The 22,227-nt window shown below is 66.0% G+C and carries 6 protein-coding genes; 1 reads left to right on the top strand and 5 read right to left on the bottom strand.

Features of this window, described 5'->3' with window-relative positions; translation table 11 throughout:
* Nucleotides 1-6 precede the first annotated feature (6 nt).
* From QRO91_RS01030 to glnA, 5 genes are all read right to left on the bottom strand, one after another.
* Nucleotides 7-15,549 (bottom strand): hemagglutinin repeat-containing protein, encoded by a 15,543-nt coding sequence (locus QRO91_RS01030; RefSeq protein WP_285310196.1) that lies wholly within the window; start codon nt 15,547-15,549, stop codon nt 7-9.
* Between the two features lie 106 nt (nt 15,550-15,655).
* Nucleotides 15,656-17,380, bottom strand: coding sequence for a ShlB/FhaC/HecB family hemolysin secretion/activation protein (locus tag QRO91_RS01025; protein ID WP_049429856.1), 1,725 nt, complete (start codon nt 17,378-17,380; stop codon nt 15,656-15,658).
* Between the two features lie 304 nt (nt 17,381-17,684).
* Nucleotides 17,685-19,115 (bottom strand): ammonium transporter, encoded by a 1,431-nt coding sequence (locus tag QRO91_RS01020; RefSeq protein WP_049429857.1) that lies wholly within the window; start codon nt 19,113-19,115, stop codon nt 17,685-17,687.
* Nucleotides 19,116-19,136: 21 nt separating this feature from the next.
* The gene (locus QRO91_RS01015) at nt 19,137-19,475 is read right to left on the bottom strand and encodes a P-II family nitrogen regulator (protein ID WP_004134334.1); all 339 of its coding nucleotides are present in this window, start codon (nt 19,473-19,475) and stop codon (nt 19,137-19,139) included.
* A 349-nt stretch (nt 19,476-19,824) separates the two neighbouring features.
* The gene (gene glnA / locus QRO91_RS01010) at nt 19,825-21,234 is read right to left on the bottom strand and encodes a type I glutamate--ammonia ligase (RefSeq protein ID WP_010487206.1); all 1,410 of its coding nucleotides are present in this window, start codon (nt 21,232-21,234) and stop codon (nt 19,825-19,827) included.
* 223 nt (nt 21,235-21,457) lie between these two features.
* On the opposite strand from glnA, the gene QRO91_RS01005 reads away from it, so the two are divergent.
* The coding region (locus QRO91_RS01005; RefSeq protein ID WP_285310195.1) for an undecaprenyl-diphosphate phosphatase at nt 21,458-22,227 on the top strand (770 nt) is incomplete at its 3' end.

Raw genomic sequence — 22,227 nt, 5'->3', positions numbered from 1 at the left:
TTCAACTCAACTCCTCGTCAACCACTTGTTGACCTGACTTCCCACGATAACCGCTTCTGCCTTCATCCTCTCCAGCGTTCTTGTGACTGCAGAGTTGTACGCTGCCGTGCCAGGCTTCAAGCCACTGGTCGCTCTGTCAAGATTATCATATACGTACTGATGGTATGCCTCAGGGTGCGGCCCACGATGGCCCTTGACTGCAACCAGATTCTCTACAGACTTGTTTATATCAAGCCCTGCGCCTTCGAAGAACCGCATGTACTCTTTGGTCCACGCGACCTTTCCATTGGCCCCCACAAGACATTTATTGGTGCAAATATGATGCTTGGGAGCAGACTCGAAATCGACGGGAGCGGGGACCGATGAACGCGCACCATCCAAGGTGACGTAACCCCCACTATTGTCTTTGAAGATCGGCTTGCCTTCATCCGTATATCTCCCGGTCGAGGTGTAGGTTCCTCCTCGCGGACCAGTAACGCTGGCCGTGCCATCGGCGTTCTTGACCAGCGTGTAACCGTTGGGAACATTGAACTCTGGCGAAGGCAGTGCCAACGGCTTGTTCACAGGCGCCGGGACGTCTGCCGGCTGTCGCGGGGGGACCAGATCGGGTGCCACCGGCTTTGCAGCGGCGCCTGACTCCAACGCCGCCAGTTTCCTGGCCTTCGCGGCCGCCCGCATCGCGGTGACATCACCCAGGCTGATCACAGCCAATGCGACGTCCAGCCCAATGTCCCCCTTGGTGAATCCGTTTGCGGCCACATCGGCCAGGTTCCATTTCTGGTTCAGGCCCAGCTCGTAGGTCGCCGCATCCCAGCCGTTCCCGAAGTAGCCTGAAATGGACGACCAGGCGCCGGCGCCCTTTTCCTTCATGACACCCCAGCCGCCAATTTCACCGATGCGCTGGAAGTCGTTCAAGGCCTGCTTGGTGCTCTCAATGGACATGTAGATGGCATTCATCTTCGCCATGTCCATGACCATTCCACCCGCGTTGGTCACCACGCCTGCTCCCGAGCCCGCCTTGTCGAACAGCAGATTCAGTGCCGCGTTGGCCGCCGCCTCCTGTGTCTTCCCATTCAACGCGAGCATGCCGGCGGTGAATGGATCGCAGCGCCCTGCCGCTGCACAGGTGATCTTGTAACGGGCATCCAGGGAAGACGTATGCGTCAGCAGATCGGAGGCGAGCTGGCCACCATTGCCCTTCGTCAGTGCCGCCTGGGCCAGATCAAGGCCATTGTCGTTGATCCATCGCAGATAGGTGGAATCATTCTGGGTAAGTGACCAATAGGCGTCACCCAGTTTCGACTGCTCTGCGCGGCAGGCAGGCGAATCGGCAGCCGCGGTACATGCTGCAATCAGTGCCGTATTGCGCGCATCCGACAGCGCTGCCAGCTCCTTCTGTTCGCCGCAACGCTCCCCGCTCTTCATGCAGCTAAGCATGGCGTCCAGGAACTGCATGCGCTCTGCATGATTCAGGTAGTTGTTCTCGACGGAGTTCTTGGCGATGGTGGCTCCCAACGCCGCACCCATGGCTCCGTCTCCACCAATCCCACCAGCCATCGCGCCGACCGCCTGGCCCAATGCCTTGATCTGCTGTTCCTGCTCCGGAGTCAGCTGCCCGCCATTCTGCCGCGCGTAGTAGTCACCCAGGAATTTGGCTGCCAGTTCACCACCTCCTGCAGCAGCGGCTCCGGTACCCGCCGAACCCCCATTCGCCTCCGCAAGCAGCGCGCCAAGAAGCGCGTGCGAGAGCATCTGCATCGCCTCACTTGGGACGGCGCTCTGCTTGTTTGGATCGAATGTCTTTCCAATCAGCTCAGCGGCGTAGGGCGCGAGTGTGTTCGGGATGACCTGACCACCTGCCTGCCCTGCCACGCCGCCGACCAGCGCGGTGGAGACCGCGTTGAGCGCACGGCCGTAGGTACCGTCGGGTGCCCACTTCTGCTGCGTGACCAGTGCATCAGGGTAGGAGCTGTCAAATCCGGCAAGGGCGGCGTACTGGTCCTTGGAACTGAGGTTGGCAAACGCCTCCTTCTCTGCGGCGCTCTTCCCTTCCAGGTAGGCATCAGTGATCTTGTTGATCCCGTAGCTTCCAATGTCCGATGCGATCTGCTTGCTGGTGGCCAGTACCGTGCCTGCTGCATTCGCCATCGCCTGCTGATCGGCCAGCATCTTGTTGGCATCCGGCATTGCCTCCAGCGCGCGGTGTGCCGCAGCTGCATCGGTATTGACACCAAGTTCGGCCGCTGTGGTCTTCCTGCCGCCGATGGTGATATTGCCCTCGGTCAGTGTTGCACGCGTGCTTGAACTGTCGCTGCCACTTTCATGCATCGGCAGTCCACCGCCGAACCCGACACCATCCACGCCGCCGAACGTTCCGGATTTGATGCTGCTGCCGATACCCTGCAGCTGCTCAACCGCTCCCACACTCTTGTCCGTCGGGCCCTTGCCACTGCTGCCGAAGCCACCGCTGATGCTGCCCGACGTGGCCTTGTAGTCCATATGGTTCTGCAGGTCGGTAAACGTCAGCGAATCCGCAGTCAGCTCGCTGTTTCCTGCATTGGTGCTGGCGATCGCGCCGCCCACCAGATTCACGTGGCCAGCATCCACGTGATAACCACCATTGCCGGCAAACAGGCCGCTCTGCTGGCCAACGCCCTGATAGCTACCGTTGGCCTTGCCTCCGCTGGCGTAGCCGTCGGCGTTCCACGCGGTGCCGAACGAGACCTGCACGCGGCCGCCCACCTGGCTGTTCTTGGACATGCTCTCGGCGACGTCCTGCAGCGATTCGATGGTCAGCGTGCCCCCCGTCTTGACGTCGATGCGGTCGGCGGTGGCGGTCGCGCCGCGAAGGGTGGTATCGCCCTCGGCCTTCATCGAGATGTTCTTGCCGGTCAGCGTGGTGTTCTGCCAGGTGCTGCTCTCGGCATTGGACTTGCTGCTGCCCACACTCGCTTCGGCGTAGACATACACACCGGTCTGCGCACCCACCGCAACGCCCACGCCGACTTCGGCGCCGGCATTGCTGCTCTTGCTACGGTCGGCCACATGCGCCTTGCCGGCTTCCAGCAGGATGTCACCGGCCGAATCCAGACTGAGCGTGTTGCCCGCGCTCAGGTTGCCCTGCACCACGTGGATGTCGCCCTGGGTGCTGGTCAGGTTGACGTTGCCGCCGCCCTGGATGGTAGAGCCACGCGAGACCTGGCTGCTGCCGTCGGCACTGCTGCTGGAGGTCTTGAAGCCAACGCCGGCCTCGGCACTGATCAGTGCCCCGCCTCCGCCCTTGCCGGCCATGCTGGAGATGGCACTGGCGGCCTGATAGGCATTGGCACCAGCAGCAAGCCCCTGCATCTTCTGCAGGCGGTCGTCGGACTTGCGGGCGGCGTCGACGTTGTTGAGCAGATCGATCAACGGCGATTTCACCCGCGCGAAGGCGCCGATCTTCAGGTCCTTGTCGCTCTGCGAGTAGTGACCGCTTTCGTCAGCGGTCAGCAGCTCGATCTCAGCGGCAGTGATGTTCACGTCCTTGGCCGCCACCACATTGCTGGCGCTCTGCGTGTACTTGCCACCGGCGGTGAGGTTGACGTTGCCGCCGAGACTGCCAATGGTGCTGGCCACTTGAGAGACCTGCGCGCTGTCATCGCGATGCTGCTCGCGATGCCAGCCGGAGAACTTCTCGGTATCGGAGATCTGCACAGTGCCGATCGCCTTGCTGTCCGAGCGGTTGGCATTGCTGACCGTGTCCTGCCCACTACGGATCGTCAGGTCGCCCGCAGCGCGGATGCTGACGTCCTTTTCCGCAGCGATGTTGGCGGCGGTCAGGCTGATATCGCCCTCGGTGGTGGCCATGCGTACACCGCCACCCACCGACAGCTGTGTGCCGGTGATGGTATCGCTCTGGCCGGCGCCCTCGCTGCGCGAATTGTTGGTGCCAAACGGCAGACCGGCGGAGTTGGTGGCGATACCCCAACCCTTGCCCCGGCTGTCGCTGTCACTGCGCTCGGTGTTGTGCGCGACATCGAACACGATGTCCTTGGTGGCCAGCAGGACAGCATTGCCCTCGGCCGTCATCTGCGCACCCTGGCTGGTGATCGAGCCGCCATTGGCGATCAGCGAGAGATTGCCGCCAGCATTGAGGTTGCTGACCCGGGCGTCACTGGTGGAGTGGCTCTGGTTGCTGTTCGAGCGCTGGCTGCCGGCCGTGATCGCCGGCAGCACGGCCGCCGACACGCCGGCCGCTACGCCTTCAGCGGTACGCGTGATCCGGCCCATCATCGTGCCACTGTCGGCCATGCCTTCGGTGGCGTTGTCGCGTGCAGTGCGGTACGCCTTGGCCGGGTCGTAGGTGACGCCCACCGAGAACCCGCTGGACTTGCTCGACTGGCTGGCCTGGGTATCCACCGTATCCTGGCGGGCAATCAGGTTGATGTCCTTGCCGACCAGGGTCAGGTCCTTGCCTGCGGCCACGTCGGACGCGGCGATCGTCAGCTGGTTGCCGGCGTTGATCAGCACGCTGCCTTCGCGCGAGGCGATGGCGGAGCCGACCTGGGTGGTCGACTGCTCGGCAGAACTGCTGCTGTTCTTCGAGCTGCCGTAGCCGATCGAAGCGGTTCCATTGGAGAAGCCACCGGTGAAGCCGGACTTCTTCCTGGTCTCGCTGGACTCACTGCTGTGATGGTCTTCCGCAGAAGTGATCAGCACATTGTTGCCCGCACCGAGGACCACTGTGCCGGTGGCATCAACCACCGCGCCTACGGCGGTCAGATCGCGGCCAGCGGTGACGCTCACGCTCTCGCCCATCAGGCCGGTGCCAATGGCGTAGCTGTCGCTGCTCTCGGCGTGGCGGGTGGTGGTGGTGCTCGACAGGGTTTTCTTTTTCTTGTCGTAGCTGTCCAGGCTGAAGTCATGCGTTTCGTTGGCCGAAAGCAGGTTGACGTCGCGACCGGCCGCCACACTCAGCGTGCCATCCGAGCTGGCAACCTGGGTGGCAGTCAGGTTGATATCGCGGTTCGCTCTCAGCACTACATTGTCGCCAGCCTGCAACTGGCTGCCACGCACGGTCTCATCACTCTGGCTGATCTGCAGCGAGCTGCGCTTGCCACCTGCATTGAAGTCGCTGCTGCGGCTGTCCACCAGCGCCTGGCTGTTGATATCGCCACCGGCCTGCAGGGCCATGCCGCCATCGGCCTTGATGCGGGTTGCAGCCAGTTTGATGTCCTTGCCCGCCGCCAGCACCACATCGCCAGCGCCCTCAATCGACGTCACCGCATGCGTGGTCTGGCTGTTGCTGGTGTGGTTGCGGCTGTCGTGGTTCAGCGCACTGCTCTGGCCCAACGTCTGCGCACCCAGGTCCAGGTTGCCACCGGCAACCAGCTGGGTGATGCCGTGGCTGCCGGCATTGCGGATCTCTGCAGCCTTGAGGCCGATGTCACCGCCGGCCACCACCGACAGCACGCCATCGCCACCGGGGTTGGTGACATACAGGCCCGCCACGCGATCCAGCGTTGTCTTCTGCTGCGACAGGCGGTCGCCCTGATCCTTCCATTCCGTGGTGGTCGAGGCCACGGTGATGTTGCCGCCGGCCTTCAACGCCAGCGCATCGGTAGCCTTGACGGTACTGCCGATGATGTCGATGTCCTGCCGCGCCGACAGGCCCACCTGGGCACCGCTGATCTGGCCGCCGGACAGGTTGCGGATGTTGCCGGCATCGATGCTGACCAGCTGCCGGCCGGCAATCGTGCCGCTGTTGACCAGGTCACCGCGCAGTTTGACGTCCACCTCCGCGCCGGCCAGCAATGCGCCATCGTTGCCAAGGTCGCCCGGCAGCACCCGCAGGTAGACCTGCGGGACCAACGCGCGAACCACCGAGCCATCGGCCAGGGTGACGTCCTTTTCCACCAGCCAGACGATGTCGCTGGTCAGGCGTGCCATCTGCTCGGCGGTGAGCGATACGCCGGGGCGCAGGCCCCATTCGCTCGCCACCGTGGCACCGGCCTCGAGCAGCGCGCGGTACTGGTCCTCGTCGCTGGCATGGCCGGTAAGGAAGCGGCGGCCGGTGAGTTCGCCGATCTGCTCGCGCACCAGCTTCTGCTCGTAGAAACCGTCGCCCAGGCGCTTCTGCGTCTGCGAGGGATCGAAGCCTGCGCGCTGCAGCAGGTAATCCGAGCTGAGCCAATCGCGATAGCTGGCAAAGCGCGGGTCGGTTTCCACGATGTGGTTGCCACGGTTGGCGTCCACATTGAACAGGCTGGCGGTGGGTGCACTGGCATTCGGGCTGGTGGTGATCACCACGCGCGGATCAGCACCGGTTGTCGTCGTGGCCTGCTTGCCATCCACTGCGGCATTGCCACCACTGCCGGCATGCTCTCCGGCGCGCACCGCCGCCGGGCCGTTGGCATTGGCCTGCCCGGCCTGGGCGGCATTGATGTCCTGCGCCGTGCCAGCACCCGCCCCGGCGTTGCCGGCCTGGCTCGGGCCCTGGGCACCCGCCGCGTCCGCGCGCACGCCGTCGGTCTGGGCGACCGCCTGCTGATGGCCACCGTTGGCGCCCTGCGCCGCGCCAGCGGTGCCCGGCCCCTGTGCGTCCACGCTGCCGGCACCCTGGCCTGTGCTCTGGCCGGGCCCCTGCACGCTGCCCGCGCCGGGGCCGACCGCACCTGCACCGCGGCCGTTGGTATCCAGCTGCGCGGTGCCCTTGCCACCACCGGCGTTGGGGTTGCTGCCCCCGTTGTTGTCGTTGCGCAGGTTGCCGACATCGATGGTGAGCTTGCCACCGGCGGTTATCGACGAACCCAGCGCGCCGGTCTTCTCGGTGATCGGTGCCGCCTTCCAGCGGCTGGAGGAGCCACCGTAGGTGATGGACTGGTTGTCGAAGGTGCTGGTACGGGTCAGCTGCTCGGCAGCATTGATCACCTCGGACTGATCGCGGTTCAGGCCGACGATGGCCAGGTCGCGACCCGCGGCGATGTTGGCGAAACGGTTCTCCAGCCGATCGGTGCTGATCCGCATGCTGCCGCCCGCGTTGATCACGGCGTTGTTTCCTGCCGAAACCACCACGTCTTCCACGGTGGTGCGGGTGGCAATGCGGGTCTTCTCGTTGCCGCTGGTCTCCTGCGGGTGACGCTGCATGTTGATCAGCGTCGCGTCCGGATTGTCATAGTCCGGATAGGTGATGATCTGCACGCAGGTCGTGGTGCAGGTGCCGTAGGCGTTGTTGTACCGAAGGGTATCGGTCACGTACTCGATCGGCGGCGACCCCGGACCACGGGTGGACAGATCGCGGAAGGGATCTTCCGCGCCTGCGCCAAGCTGATCGGGATTGTTGCGGTTGTCGGCGCGGCTGACGTAATAGATCGTGACCGTGCCGTCCTGCACGCTCAGGCGCTCACGTGACGCGCGTGCGCCATGCACGCCACCGCGGGCGAACGCATAGGCGCTGGTGTTGCTGGACAGCCGGATCACCGCCTTGCGGATCTGCTGGCCATCCGGAGTGACATAGGGGGTGTCTTCGAGGATGTCCGCCGGGTTGAGGTAGTAGATCTCATACGGCTGGTAATTCGAGGTAGCGCGGAAATCCCGGTTGTTGTTGTTGGCGTTCTTGAACCAGCCGGGTTGTTCCAGCCGCACCGGTGCATGCACGGTGGTGACCTTCTCCACGACCACGTTCTCGCGGATGTTGTTCACCGCCAGCGCGGACAGGTCCAGGTTGCCGCTGACCTCGATGGTGGAGCCGATGTTGTCCACCTTCTGGGCGCTGCCTACCGCGCCCAGGCCGTTCAGGGCACCGCCGATGGCAGCGTCGCCATCGCTGAAGATCAGGCTCTTGCCGCTGTTGGTCAGCGTGCCGACGCCGAGGTCCAGGCGCTGGCGCGCGGCGATGGTACCTGCACGGTCCACGCCGCCGATGTTGGCTGCCAGGTTGTTGAGCGAACTTGCCTGGATGGCGACGCGGTCACCGTAGATGCGGCCGCTGCCGATGTTGTCGACGGTCGCGGCGGTAATATGGGTGACGTTGCCGTCCAGCAGGCCGTAGTTGACCAGTGCGCCGCCCGCTGCAAGGCGGGTCAGGCCGATGCTGCTGATCTCGCCGGTGGAGGCGTTGGTGATGTTGCCCGCATTGATGTTGACGTTGGCGCCGGCCAGCTTGCCGGTGTTGTCCAGGTTGCCCTGGATGGACAGGCTCAGCGTGCCGTTGGCCACCATCTCGCCACGGTTGGTGTGGCTCTGGCCCAGCTCCAGAGTCATGTCACCCTGCGACATCAGCCGGCCATCACCAATGATCTCGCGGGTGCGGAGGGTCTGCTGCCTGCCGGCCACCAGGGTGCCGCCGCTGTTGACCAGGGTATCGGCGCGGACATCGGAGCCCAGCGCCGCCGACACCAGGCCATCGCTGTTGTCCAGGCGCTGGTTCACCTGCAGCACGAGGTTGTCGGCAATCACCTGGCCGTTCTGGTTGTCCAGGTTGCTGGTGGTCACCTGCAGGGTCTTGCCCTGCAACCCCAGTGCAGGACCATTGCCCGGGCTGAGCGTATTGCGGTTGTCGACATGGCCGGCCTGCAGGTCGAGGCGGCCGGTCGCGGCCACCAGGCCGCCACTGTTGAGCAGCGCGCCCTGCAAGCTGATGTCGGCATTGCCACCGGCGGTCACGCTGCCACCGGTGTTGGCCAGCTGCTGCGCGCGCAGCAGCAGGTCGGCCGCACTCACCAGCGAGCCGCCGCCACTGTTGTCGATGTTGATGGCCTGCACGTCGGCACCGGCCTTGGCGGACACCGCGCCACCACGGTTGTCCAGATCGCCGCTGCGGATCTGCAGCGTGCCACTGCTGACAATGCCGTTGCCGTTGGAACCGGCATTGATCAGCCGCTGTCCGGCGGTGTTGATGCTGAGGGCTGCCGCCGACTGCAGCAGGCCGCCTGTATTGTCCAGGGCACCGCTGCGCAGCTCTGCGTTTCCGGAAAGGCTGGCAATGATGCCGCTGCGGTTGTCCAGCGCCTGGCCGCGGGTATCCAGCTGCAGGTCGTTGGCGATGATCCGGCCACTGTTGTTGTTCAGGCCGCTGGCCGAGACCTGCAGGTGCTTGCCGGCCTGGACCAGGCCGCCCTGGTTGCGCAGCGCATCGGCGCTGGTCAGCTGCATGTCCTGACCAGCAGCCACGGTGCCACTATCGTTGTTGATGGACTGTGCCTCGGCCAGCAGTGCGCCTCCGGCAGACAGGGTGCCCTTGTCGCTGTTGTCGAGCAGGCCGTCGACGCGCACGGTCAATGCGCTGCTGCCATCGCTGTGCACGATGCCGCCGCGATTGTCGAACGCGCCTGCGGTGAGGGTGGCGTCTCCTGTGGTCAGGATGCGGCCACCGCGATTCTCCAGCGCGTGGGTGATCGCCAGGGTGCTGATACCGCCGCCGGCAGCCTGGATCGTGCCCCGGTTGTTGAGCAGCTGCGCGCTGCGCAGATCCAGCGTGCCATTGCCGGCAAGCGTGCCACCGCTGTTGTCCAGCCTGTCGCGCGCGGACACCTTCAATGCATCGCTGCCAGAGGCGATGATCGAACCGCCCGCGTTGAGCAGCGTGCCTGTATCCACGGCGATGCGGGTAGCCGACAGCGTGCCGTCACGCAGGTCGGTGGTTTCGCCGGTCAACTGCAGGGCGCCATTGCTGAGCAGCTTGCCGCCCTGGCCATTCAAGGTGTGTGTGTTGATGGCCAGCATGCCGGTGCCAGCCTGCTGCACGGTGCCGCCGGCATTGCCGAACACTGCACTGGTCAGTGTCAGGTCACCATTGCTGGCGATCAGGCCGTTGCCGCCATTGTCCAGTGACGTGGTGGCCTGCACGGTGCTGGCCTGCGTGCCCGTCGCCAGCAGCTTGCCGTTCTGGTTGTCGAAGCGGTCGGCGTTGAGGGCGAAGTGATCGGCAGTGAGGGTGGCGCCGCGATGGTCCACGGTCACCGCATCCAGCTGCAATCCGCCTGCCGTGGCGATGCTGCCGCCGGCGCCGTCCAGCTGGGTGGCCTGTAAGGTCAATACGCCCTTCCCTGCATGGACGATGCTGCCCGCGGCATTGACCAGCTGCCCGGCATCGACACGCAGGTTGCCGGCATTGCTGGCGAGGGTGCCGCCGCCGTTGTTGAAACGGCCGGTGACGGTGATCCGGCTGTCGGACGTACCTGCCGAGCTCAAGGTACCGCCCGCATTCGACAGCGAACCGGCGCTGATCTGCTGCGCACCGTTGGCAGCGATGGTGCCGCCGTCATTGCCCAGCGCGCCGCGTACCTGCAGCGACATCGCCTGGTTGCCGGTAGCGTTCAGCGTACCCGCCGTGTTGTCCAGCTGGCCGGCCTCGATGCTGACCTGCTGCGCGGCCGTGGTGCCCGCACTGAGATCGATGGTCTCGCCCTTCAGTTGCAGCTCGCCATTGCTGACGATGCGGCCGGCATGACCCTGCAGCGTGTCGGCATCGATCTGCAACAGGCTGTCGCCCGCCTGCTCGATGCTGCCGGTGCGATTGTCCAGCGAAGCCGCTGCCAGCTGCATGCCCGCGCCGCTGGCAATCACGCCCTTGTTGCTGTTGTCGAGCAGGCCATCGGCCTTTGCCACCAGGCGTGCTGCGCTGTGCAGCGTGCCGCCCTGGTTGTCGATGCTGCCTGAGGTGATGCCGAGCCCACCGTTGGCCAGAATGCGGCCGCCACGGTTGTTGAGGTCCTGGCCGATGCTCAGCTGGCTCGCTGCGGTGCCGGCGGACTGCAGCGTACCGCCAGCATTGACCAGCACGGCGCTGCGCAGGTCCAGCCCACCGTTGCTGGATACGGTGCCGCCGCTGTTGTCGATGCGTTCGCGCGCGCTCAGCCGCAGCATGTCGCCGCCGGTCGCGGTCAGCGTGCCGCCGGCGGTGATCAGGGTGCCGGTATCCACCTCGATCCGCTTGGCCGAGGTGACACCCGCCCGCAGGTCGGTGGTGGTGCCCTTGAGCAGCAGGCTGCCATTGCTGACCAGCGTGCCGCCCGTACCGTTGAGCGTTCCAGCATTGATCGACAGCACGCCTTCGCCAGCGTGCTGCACGGTACCGCCGGCATTGCCGAACACCGCCGCCTGGATGCCCAGGTCGCCATTGCTGGCCAGCAGGCCCCCCCCGCCGTTGTCCAGGCTGCCGACCACGTCGATCCGGCTGCCCTCCGCACCCGTCGCCATGACCTTGCCGGCCCGGTTGTCGAAGGACTGTGCGTCCAGCGCGATGCGCTCGGCCTGCAGGGTGGCGCCGCGATGGTCCACGCTGCCCGCCTGCAGGGTGATGGCGCCCGCGCTGGCGATGGTGCCGCCCTGGCCATCCAGTTGCCCGGTGCGCAGCAGCAGGCCCTGGCTGCCGGCATGGCTGAGCGTGCCCTTGACGTTGGCCATGCTGCCGGCGTCGATCTTCAGCGCCGCACCATTGCTGGCCAGCACGCCGTTGCTGTTGTCGAACAGGCCATCCACGTGCAGCTCGGTGGAAGCGCTGCCTGCCGAACTGAGCGTGCCGCCGCGGTTGGAAAGCTCGCCGGCTTGAATGTTCTGGGCACCGTTGCTGGCGATGGTGCCAGCGTCGTTGGCCAAGCGACCGCTGATCTGCATCGCCAGCGTTCCACTGCCCGTAGCGCGCAGCGCACCCGCACTGTTGTCCAGGCTGCCGGCCACGATGTCGAGCTGCTCGGCCGCCACGGTACCGCCGCGCAGGTCCAACGACCCGCCCTGCAGATCCAGCGCGCGGGCAGTACCGATGCTCCCGCCCTGGCCCGACAGTGTTTCCGCCTCGATGTGCAGGTTGCCGTTGGCAGAGATCGAGCCGCTGCGGTTCTCCAGCTGTGCAGCCCGGATCGCAGAGGCCGCTTCACCGGCCGCAATCAGCTTGCCATGGTCGTTGACAAAGCGCCCTGCGCGTACGTCGATGGCGCCATTGCTGCCCAGCGTTCCGCCGGTATTGTCGAGCAGGCTGCGGGCCTGCAGCTGAAGGGGCTGGGCGCCCAGCGCGCTCAACTGACCACCTGCCGTGATCACGCTGTCACCATCGATGCTGATGCGTTGCGCCGTCGTGGTGCCCTCGCGCAGATCGAGGCTGTCGCCCTGCAGGTCCAGCGAACCATTGCTGAGCAGGGTGCCGCCGGCACCGGTCAGGTCCTGCGTGGTGATGGCCAGGCTGCCGGAACCGGCCTGCTGCACGGTTCCCCCGGCATTGCCGAAGGTGCGCGCGTGGATATCCAGGTTGCCGTTGCTGGCGAGGGTGCCGCCATTGCCGTTGTCCAGCGTGCCCTGCACGCGCAGCGTATTGCTGCCGGTGCCAGTGGCGACGATGCGTCCGCCCCGGTTGTTCCACCCGGCTGCCGTGATGTCCAGTTGCGTGGCGGTCAGCGACGCGCCCTGGTGATCGACTTCGGCCGCGTTGAGCTGCAGTGCGCCGGCGGTGGCGATCTGTCCCTTCGCGCCGTCCAGGCGCCCGGTGTCGATGACCAGGCCGGCGGTACCTGCATGGCTGAGCGTGCCACCTGCGTTCATCAGGGCGCCGCTCTGCAGCTGCAGGTTGCCCGCATTGCTGGCAATGCTGCCGCCGCTGTTGTCGAGCGTGCCGTCGACCCGGATCTGCGACGCCGCGGTACCGGCCGAGTTGAGCGCGCCGCCGCGGTTGGACAGCGCGCCCGCGTGGATCTGCTGGGCGCCGTTGGCACTGATGCTGCCGCCGTCGTTGCGCAGCAGGCCCTGCACCTGCAGCTGCATCGCATTTTCGCCCAGTGACAGCAGGCTGCCGCCACTGATGTCCAGCCCGGCAGCATCGATCTTCACGTCACGGGCGCGGGTGCTGCCCTTCTGCAGGTCCAGCTGCTGCCCGCTCAACTGCAGCTGACCGTTGCTGGCAATGCTGCCACCGGTCCCCTGCACCGAGGTCGCGTTGATCTTCAGCGTGCCGGTGCCGGCGTGGTCGATGCTGCCGCCCTCGTTCAGCAGGCCATCGGCCGTGATGTCCAGGTCGCCATTGCCGGACAGCAGGCCGCGCTGGTTCTGCAGCCGCTGGCTGGCATGGATGCGGCTGGTGCCGGTGCCTGCGGCGATCAGCTTGCCGCCATCGTTGATGACGGTGCCGCCGTTGATGTCCAGCGCACCATTGGCACCCACGGTGCCGCCGCTGTTGTCCAGGGTGCGCGCGACCTGCAGGCGCAATGCATCACTGCCCGTCGAGGTCAGCGTGCCGCCCGCGGTGGTCAGGTCGCCGGCACGCACATCGATGCGCTGTGCAGCGGTGGTGCCATTGCGCAGGTTGAGGGTATCGCCGTGCAGCTGCAGGGTACCGTTGCTGAGGACGGTGCCGCCCTGGCCCTGCAGGTTGGCGGTGGTGATGCGCAGGTTGCCGGTACCCGCCTGCTGCACGGTACCTGCGGCATTGCCAAAGGATGCTGCGTCGATCTGCAGGTCGGCATTGCTGGCCAGCAGGCCACCGTCGCTGTTGTCCAGATGATTGCGCACGCTGAGCGTACTGGCCTGCTGGCCGGTGGACAGCACGCGGCCACCACGGTTGTCGAAATCCCGTGCCGTCAGCTCGAGCTGGCGGGCGACCAGCTGCGCGCCGCGGTGGTCGGCACGACCCAGCAGCAGGTCTGCCGCGCCTGCGGTAGCGATGCTGCCCTGTACACCCTCCAGTACCTCCGCTCGCAGCAGTAGCCCTTCGCTGCCGGCGTGGTTGATGTTGCCCTTCGTGTTGACCAGGGTGCCGATGTCCAGACCCAGGCGCGTGGCATTGCTGGAGATGCTGCCCTCGCCGTTGTCGAGCTGACCGATCGTCCAGGTCGTCGCCGCGCTGCCACCGTGGGCAAGGCTGCCGCCACGATTGATCGCCGACTGCGCCTTCAACTCGAAGCCACGGGCGAAGGTCATGCGGCCGGCGCTGTTGTCCAGCTGCTGCACCTGCGCGCTGGCCGCACCCTGGACCTGCAGGGTGCCGCGCATGTTGCGCAGCGCCTGTCCCTGTACCTGCAGGGTACTGGCGCCCAGCGTACCGTCGCTGTTGTCGAGGCTGTTGCGGGCGCTGAGCTGCAGGTCACCGCTGGCTTCAATGCGGCCACCGTCGTTGCTCAGGGTTCCGGCGATGTTGAGCATGCCGGTTGCCAGGGGCGGGAGCGGCGTGACCGGCGGGGTGCCGGTGCCCGGAGAGCCGGTGCCCGGGGTACCCGTGCCGGGCGCGCCGGTGCCCGGATTGCCCGTACCCGGCGTCCCGGTTCCGGGCGTACCGGTGCCAGGCGGGGTACCGGTGCCGGTACCCGGCGAGACGCTGGCCACGTTGCCGATGCGGCCCTGCAGATTGCTGACATCGGCCGCCTGCAGCTGCAGCGCCTGCGTTCCGAGCTGTTCAATGCTGCCGCCACGATTGCGCAGCGCATCGGCGTTCACTTCGATGCGGCGCGCATTGAGCGTGCCACCACTATTGTCGACGTCTACCGGGGTCTGCACGCGCAGCTCGCGCTCGGCACTGAGCGTGCCGGCATTGGCAATCCCGCCGCTGGCGTCGATGCGGGTGTCCTGCTGCGCATGCATCGCGCCGACATTCTCCAGCCGGCCATCGGCGGTGACCACCAGTTCACCGGCCTGCGCGCCGATCTTGCCGGCGTTGCGCACGCCCACGCCGTGTTCGTTGCCGACCAGCCAGATCCGATTGGCGTACATGCCGCCCAGTGCGCCCACGTCCAGCGCGAAGACGGGCGCCGCAGAAGCCGGCTTCTGCGCCTGGACACTGCTGTGGTCGGCACTGACCACGTTGCTTCCCAGGCTGGCCTGCAGCTGGTTGGCCCAGATGCCGGCGTTGACCTGCAACGAACGGGTGATGATGTCGGTGTAGTCGGCGCGACTGGTATCCAGGCCTGCACCACCGACTCCGATGCTGCCGCCTTCCACGCGATACCCGTCCAGCACGCCATTGGTGACGATCGGCGTGCCGGTGGTGAGGGTCACCCGGCTGGCGTTGAGGAAGCCTGCGCCATTGACCTGGATGCCGGCCGGGTTGGCGATGACCACCTGCGCCCGCGCACCCGCGACCTCCACGTAGCCATTGAGGTGGCTGGGGTTGCTGCTGTTGACCTCGTTGAGGATGACACGCGCGGTACCGGTGGCCAGCCACGGATTGCCCTGCACCCAGCCACCCAGCTGGGTCTGCACGTCGCCGCGCGAGTTGTTGAGGATGACACCCTGCTGGCCGACGTCGAACTGCTGGTAGGTGTTGCGCGACACACCGCCGGCGCTGGGCGTGGTGATGTTCACCTGCGGCGTGCCGTTGGCCGAGGTGATCACCGTCGGGCGCTGGTTTGCCGGTGCGCCGGGGTCGGCGGCAATACGGCCGGGATCGGCCGGCGCCTGCTGCGCGGACAGCGGCTGCACCAATCCCACCCAGCCCAGCACCAGCCAGAGCGCGAAACTGATCGGCCGCAGGGTGCCGACGGTATTGCCGCCGCGGTGGTCTACCCCGCCGTGTGCAGCGTTGACCAGCTCGGAGGCGACCTGCATGACGCCGAGCGTACGGTTGAAGACCAGACGGTAGACTTTGTTCACGGCGCTGATTCCTTTCGGTGCTGTTGGGTTGTATGCGCAGCAGGCTGCGCGGTACCGCATCGTGTTGGCCGCGCAGGGGACTGCGCAGGCCGGTCATGTGCAGGCGTCAGAACGAGACGCCCAGGTTCATTCCGAAGGTGGTGTAGGCGGTCTGGAAGCCACGCGGCTTGGACAGCGGGCTGCCGACGAACGCATCCCAGTTGATGTGGCGGGTGCCACCGCGAAGCCCGAGGGCCGTACCGGTGAGCCGGTCGCCCAGCAGTCGGGCCGTGGACGGGCCGGCGACACGCCCGTGATCAACGGCGACGTAGGCCTCCACGCCGCCGCCCAGGGGCACGCCCACTTCATTGCGCAGCAACCAGCCACGCTCACCGGTCAGCGACATTTCGCCATCAAAGCCACGCACGGTGTAGCGGCCACCAATGGAGAACCGGTCCTGCGGCACCAATGGCGAGCGGTTCCACTGCGCACGCCAGCTGCCGATGTAGCGCAGGCTCTGCTTGCCCCACTGCAGCGGCAGGACCAGCTGCGCGTCCGCGGTATAGATGCGGCCATGCGCCGTGCCTTCGCCAAACGCCTCTTCCGGCGCACGCAACGCGTTGAAGGCACCGGTACCCTTGCGGTACGCCAGGTTCACATCCAGTGTCGCCTTGCCGATGAAGTGACGGTGGCCCAGGCCCAGCTCCCAGCCGGCCATACGCCGGCGCTGCACTTCGATCTCGGTATCGTTGATGAAGTTGTCCGATTCGCGGTACCAGCCACGCGCGTACATGCTGGTCTTGGCATGCGCGTTGCGGAACAGCATGCGGGTCAGCCGCAGTTCCGCATTGCGGCTGGAGCCGCTGTAGACGTAGTTCTCGAACGCACCGGCAACGGTCTGCTCATAGTCGTACTTGCTGGCGTTGGCACCCAGCAGCCAACCGCCCAGCGGTACGCTGTAGTGCGCCGCCCAACTGTCGGTGCCACGTTCGCTGCCGTTGAACAGCGATCTGCCCACGTTGACGTAGAACAGATCGCTCAGGCCCGCAGGGTTGTCCACCGACACCGTGGCACCGGCCTGCATCTTGCCCGTGCTCTGGCTGCCGGCATCGTCCAGGGTCAGGTTGACGCGTACCGGACGCGCCTGCTTCCAGCTGATCACCAGGTCGCTTTCGCCGGGTTTGGCGGCCGCGCCATCGGCCGGTGGCGCGATCTGTATGTCCACCGAGGCGGTCGGCACGCGCTGCAGGTTCTCCAGCGCCTGCTCGATGTCACGCAGGTTCAGCACCTCGCCACGCGTCACCGGCATCGCATTCCAGAGGGTGGGGGTACGGCCTTCTCCGTCCGCGAAGCGGATGGCGTTGACCCGCCCTGGCACGACCGTGAGCATCAGCACGCCGGTCTTCAGGTCCTGTGGTGCGGCAAGGATGCGGGTGGTGACGTAGCCGCGCTCGATGATCGCGTTCTGCACGCGCTTCATCACGATGTCCACGCCCGCCGTACCCAGGCAGCGCCCGGTGGCGGGATTGCTGCGGGGATCGGCTGCCGCCAGCGCCCAGCGGAAGCGGTCGGCAAGCTCGCCCTGCAGCGCGATGGTGGTGATGGTGAAACAGGGCGACTCATCAACCGGCAGGCGGCCGAGGTCTTCGGTGGCTGGCTGCAGGCGCACATCCGGTGTGGATTCCTGCTGTTCACGCAGCACGCGCTCGCGCTCCTGCTGCCGGAGCAGTTCCTGCTCCGGTGACACCGTCTGTGCCCATGCCGGCGCCTGGAGGCCAGTGATGGCCAATGCCACGCCCACGGACAACCGCCACTGCAACACCCGGCTGCGTACTTTACGTCCCTGTTCCACGATGCTTTTCCCTGCTGATGACTGCCAGACCGACGAAGATGCGGCTGGAAGAGGCAGCACTGTAAGGGAATCGTGTGGCAGGAAAAAGCACCAGCGAACCACGCTGGCGCAAGCCTTCAAGGCAAAGTGTGATGTCCGACGGAGGGTATTCCGCCAGCGGGCAGAGCCCTGGATCTACACTGGAACCAGCAGAGCTCCGTCATTGCGTCGACTGATGCCGGTGGCACAAGGAAAACCTGTACCTGACGCCCGCCACTGCGTGCAGCGCAGCAGTGGCGGGACGCCCTTGAAACCGTGAAACCGGTCAGGCCTCGTAGGCCGATTCGCCGTGCGAGGTGACGTCCAGACCGGTGCGCTCGGCTTCCTCGGTCACGCGCAGGCCGACCACGCTGCGCACCACCAGCAGGATCAGCGTGGTCACCACCGCCGACCACACCACGGTCAGGCCCACGCTGACCACTTGCACCCAGACCTGATGGCCGATATCCAGATCGGCCTTGGTGCCACCCAGCGACTGTGCACTGAACACACCGGTGAGAATCGCGCCGACGATGCCGCCGACACCGTGCACACCGAACACGTCGGCGGTGTCGTCCACTTTCAGCAGGCGCTTGAGACCGGTCACCCCCCAGACGCAGACCACGCCGGCGACAAAGCCGATGATGATCGCGCCAAGCGGGCCGACGGTGCCGCAGGCCGGGGTGATGCCGACCAGGCCGGCCACCGCGCCCGAGGCGGCACCCAGTGCCGACGGCTTGCCCTTGCTGATCGCTTCCACCAGCGTCCAGCCGAGCACGGCCGCTGCCGTGGCCAGTACGGTATTGAGGAAGGCCAGCGAGGCCACGGTATCGGCCGCTGCCGCCGAGCCTGCGTTGAAGCCGAACCAGCCCACCCACAGCAGCATCGCGCCGATGTAGGTGAACGGCACGTTGTGCGGCTTCAGCGCGGTCTGCCCATAGCCCAGACGCTTGCCGACGAACCAGGCAGCGACCAGACCGGCCACACCGGCGTTGATGTGCACCACGGTGCCGCCCGCGAAATCGATCGCGCCCAGTTCACCCAGGTAGCCGCCACCCCAGACGATGTGGGCCATCGGGATGTAGCTGAGGGTGAACCACAGCGCCGAGAACAGCAGCACCGCGCGGAACTTGATGCGCTCGGCGAAGGCACCGACGATCAGCGCGGTGGTGATGCCGGCGAAGGTCGACTGGAAGGCGACGAACAGATAGTCCGGCAGTCCCTTGATCGGCGTGTTGCCCACCGACTCGGGGGTGAAGCCCTTGAGGAAGGCGAATTCGGTGAACGAGCCGAAGAACGGATTGCCGGCGCTGAACACCGCGCTGTAGCCATAGGCCACCCATAGCAGCAGCACCAGCGAGAACACCACCAGGATCTGGCTGAGCACCGAAAGCACGTTCTTCGAACGCACCAGGCCGCCGTAGAACAGGGCCAGGCCCGGCACCACCATCATCAGTACCAGCAGGGTTGAGGTGAGCATCCAGGCCACGTCGCCACGATCATAGGCAGCGGCCGCTTCGGCCACGGCCGGCGCAGCGGCTGCAGCTGCAGGGTCCTGCAGCGGTTCGACCGCAACGGTTTCGCTCGGCAGCGGCGACACCTGTGCCTGGGCATGGGCGCTGCCCGGCCACGCACCGACGGCGAACGCGCTGAGCAGCATCAACAGCCACACGACATGGAACCGGGCTTGCCACCCGGTGAGAAAGCGCATCTTCATGGGGGAGTCTCCGGAAGGGGGTTACAGCGCGTCGGCACCGATTTCGCCGGTGCGGATGCGGATGACCTGTTCGACGGCGGTGACGAAGATCTTGCCGTCACCGATCTTGCCGGTGCCTGCCGACGACTGGATCGCTTCGATCACCGCATCGGCACGTTCGTCGGTGACCACGGTTTCGATCTTGATCTTGGGCAGGAAATCGACGACGTACTCGGCGCCGCGATACAGCTCGGTGTGGCCCTTCTGGCGGCCGAAGCCTTTCACTTCGGTCACGGTGATGCCCGACACGCCTGCGTCGGACAGGGCCTCGCGGACCTCGTCGAGCTTGAACGGCCGGATGATGGCGGAGATCAGTTTCATGCGCATGTCCCGATGGTGGATGGGGCCAGCGCGCCAGCGCGCGTTGGCATCAGGCAACCAGCGGCCATCAGGGTGATGGCCGTGGCTGTTGCACCGGACACGTACAGGGCCGGGACGGCCGTGCCTCTCTCCTTGCACGACCGACGCGGGAGGGAGGGCGGCCCTGGTCGCGTATCCGGTCTCTCTCTTGCCCCTGGATAAGCGGATTGAAGTTCAGCGGACTAACAGTCCGCTCTACCACCGTCCGCTCTACAACGGCGGGCCTGCGCCCGCCTTGCGGCTCCCCAGCCGCGAAAACGGAAGCGATGGCGGCGGGTGGGAGGGGGAAGCCCACCGCCATCGCATCCGGTCAGCTGGCGTAGTACAGCTGGTATTCCAGCGGGTGGGTGGCCGCGCGGAACTTGGTCACTTCCTGCATCTTCAGCGCGATGTAGCCGTCGATGAAGTCGTCGCTCATCACGCCACCGGCCTTCAGGAACTCGCGGTCCTTGTCCAGCGCTTCCAGCGCCTGGTCCAGCGAGGAGCAGACCTGCGGGATCAGCTTCTCTTCTTCCGGCGGCAGGTCGTACAGGTCCTTGTCGCTCGGTGCGCCCGGGTCGATCTGGTTCTTGATGCCGTCCAGGCCGGCCATCATCAGCGCGGTGAAGGTCAGGTAGCCGGACTGGATCGGGTCCGGGAAGCGCATTTCGATGCGGCGTGCCTTCGGGTTGGACACCCACGGAATGCGGCACGAGGCCGAGCGGTTGCGGGCCGAGTAGGCCAGCATCACCGGCGCTTCGAAGCCCGGCACCAGGCGCTTGTAGCTGTTGGTGCCCGAGTTGGCGAAGGCATTGATGGCCTTGGCGTGCTTGAAGATGCCGCCGATGTACCACAGCGCCAGCTGGCTCAGGCCGCCGTAGCCGTCACCGGAGAACAGGTTGGTGCCGCCCTTGGACAGCGACTGGTGCACGTGCATGCCGCTGCCGTTGTCGCCGACGATCGGCTTGGGCATGAAGGTGACGGTCTTGCCATTGCGGTGCGCGACGTTCTTGATGACGTACTTCATGCGCAACAGTTCGTCGGCCTTCTGCACCAGGGTGCTGAACTTGGTGCCGATCTCGCACTGGCCGGCGGTGGCCACTTCGTGGTGCTGCACTTCCACTTCGATGCCGACCTGTTCCAGAGTCTTGCACATCTCGGCGCGCAGGTCGTGCAGGGTGTCGGTCGGCGGAACCGGGAAGTAACCGCCCTTCACGCCCGGACGGTAGCCGCTGTTGGCGCCGTCGTACTTGGCGCCGCTGTTCCAGGCGGCTTCTTCGGAATCGACCTTGAAGAAGGTGTTGCCCATTTCATTGGCAAAACGGACCGAATCGAAGATGAAGAATTCCGGTTCCGGGCCGAAGAACGCGGTTTCGGCGATGCCGGAGGACTTCAGGTAGGCCTCGGCGCGCTTGGCGATGCCGCGCGGGCAACGGCCATACGGCTGCATGGTGGCCGGGTCCAGGATGTCGCAGCTGATCACGATGGTCGGATCGGCGTAGAACGGGTCGACGTAGGCGCTGGCGGTATCCGGCAGCAGCACCATGTCCGACTCGTTGATGCCCTTCCAGCCGGCGATCGAGCTGCCGTCGAACATCTTGCCTTCTTCGAACAGCGACGGCTCGATGATGCTGACCGGGAAGGTCACGTGCTGCTCGACACCACGCATGTCGACAAAGCGCAGATCGACGAACTCGATCTGGTTGTCCTTGATCAGCTTCTCAACGTTTTCCACGGACATCGGTACGACCTCGGATGGGGATGAATGCCTGCTGAGGTACAGCAATGACCGTGCCAACTTTTCAGATGCCGCAAGTCATTGATTTCAAAAAGACCGCCCCGTGCGGGTGCAGAGCGGGGCGCACCAAACGGGTGCGCCGGTCACCAGACGCACCCGTTTGGTGCAGCAGGGATCGTCTATCCTCTCGACCTTCTTCCTTCCGCCGCGCGTGCACGCACCGTCCATGTCCGACCTGCTCTCCGCCCTGCTGCTGGGCATCCTCGAAGGCTTGACCGAATTCCTGCCGATCTCCAGCACCGGCCATCTGCTCATCGCCCAGCACTGGCTGGGGGCCCGCTCGGACTTCTTCAACATCGTCATCCAGGCCGGCGCGATCGTGGCCGTGGTGCTGGTGTTCCGCCAGCGCCTGCTGCAGCTGGCCACCGGCTTCAACCAGCGCGAGAACCGCGAGTACGTGTTCAAGCTGGGGGCCGCCTTCCTGGTCACCGCGGTGGTCGGCCTGGTCGTGCGCAAGGCCGGCTGGTCGCTGCCGGAAACGGTCAGCCCGGTGGCCTGGGCACTGATCATCGGTGGCGTCTGGATGCTGCTGGTGGAGGCCTACACCGCGCGCCTGCCCGACCGCGATCAGGTGACCTGGACGGTAGCGATCGGCGTGGGCCTGGCGCAGGTGGTGGCCGGTGTGTTCCCGGGCACCTCGCGCTCGGCCTCGGCGATCTTCCTGGCCATGCTGCTGGGCCTGAGCCGCCGTGCCGCCGCCGCCGAGTTCGTGTTCCTGGTCGGCATCCCCACCATGTTCGCCGCCAGCGCCTACACCTTCCTGGAGATGGCCAGGGCCGGGCAGCTGGGCAGCGAGAACTGGACCGAGGTGGGCGTGGCCTTCCTTGCCGCGGCCGTCACCGGCTTCGTCGTAGTGAAGTGGCTGATGGGCTACATCAAGTCGCACAAGTTCACCGCCTTCGCCATCTACCGCATCGCGCTGGGCGCGGCGCTGCT

Source organism: Stenotrophomonas maltophilia group sp. Smal32, assembly GCF_030237085.1.
Taxonomy (GTDB): domain Bacteria; phylum Pseudomonadota; class Gammaproteobacteria; order Xanthomonadales; family Xanthomonadaceae; genus Stenotrophomonas; species Stenotrophomonas maltophilia_Q.
The sequence above is the reverse complement of the archived record's forward strand: the minus strand, read 5'-3'. Positions and strand labels throughout refer to the sequence as shown.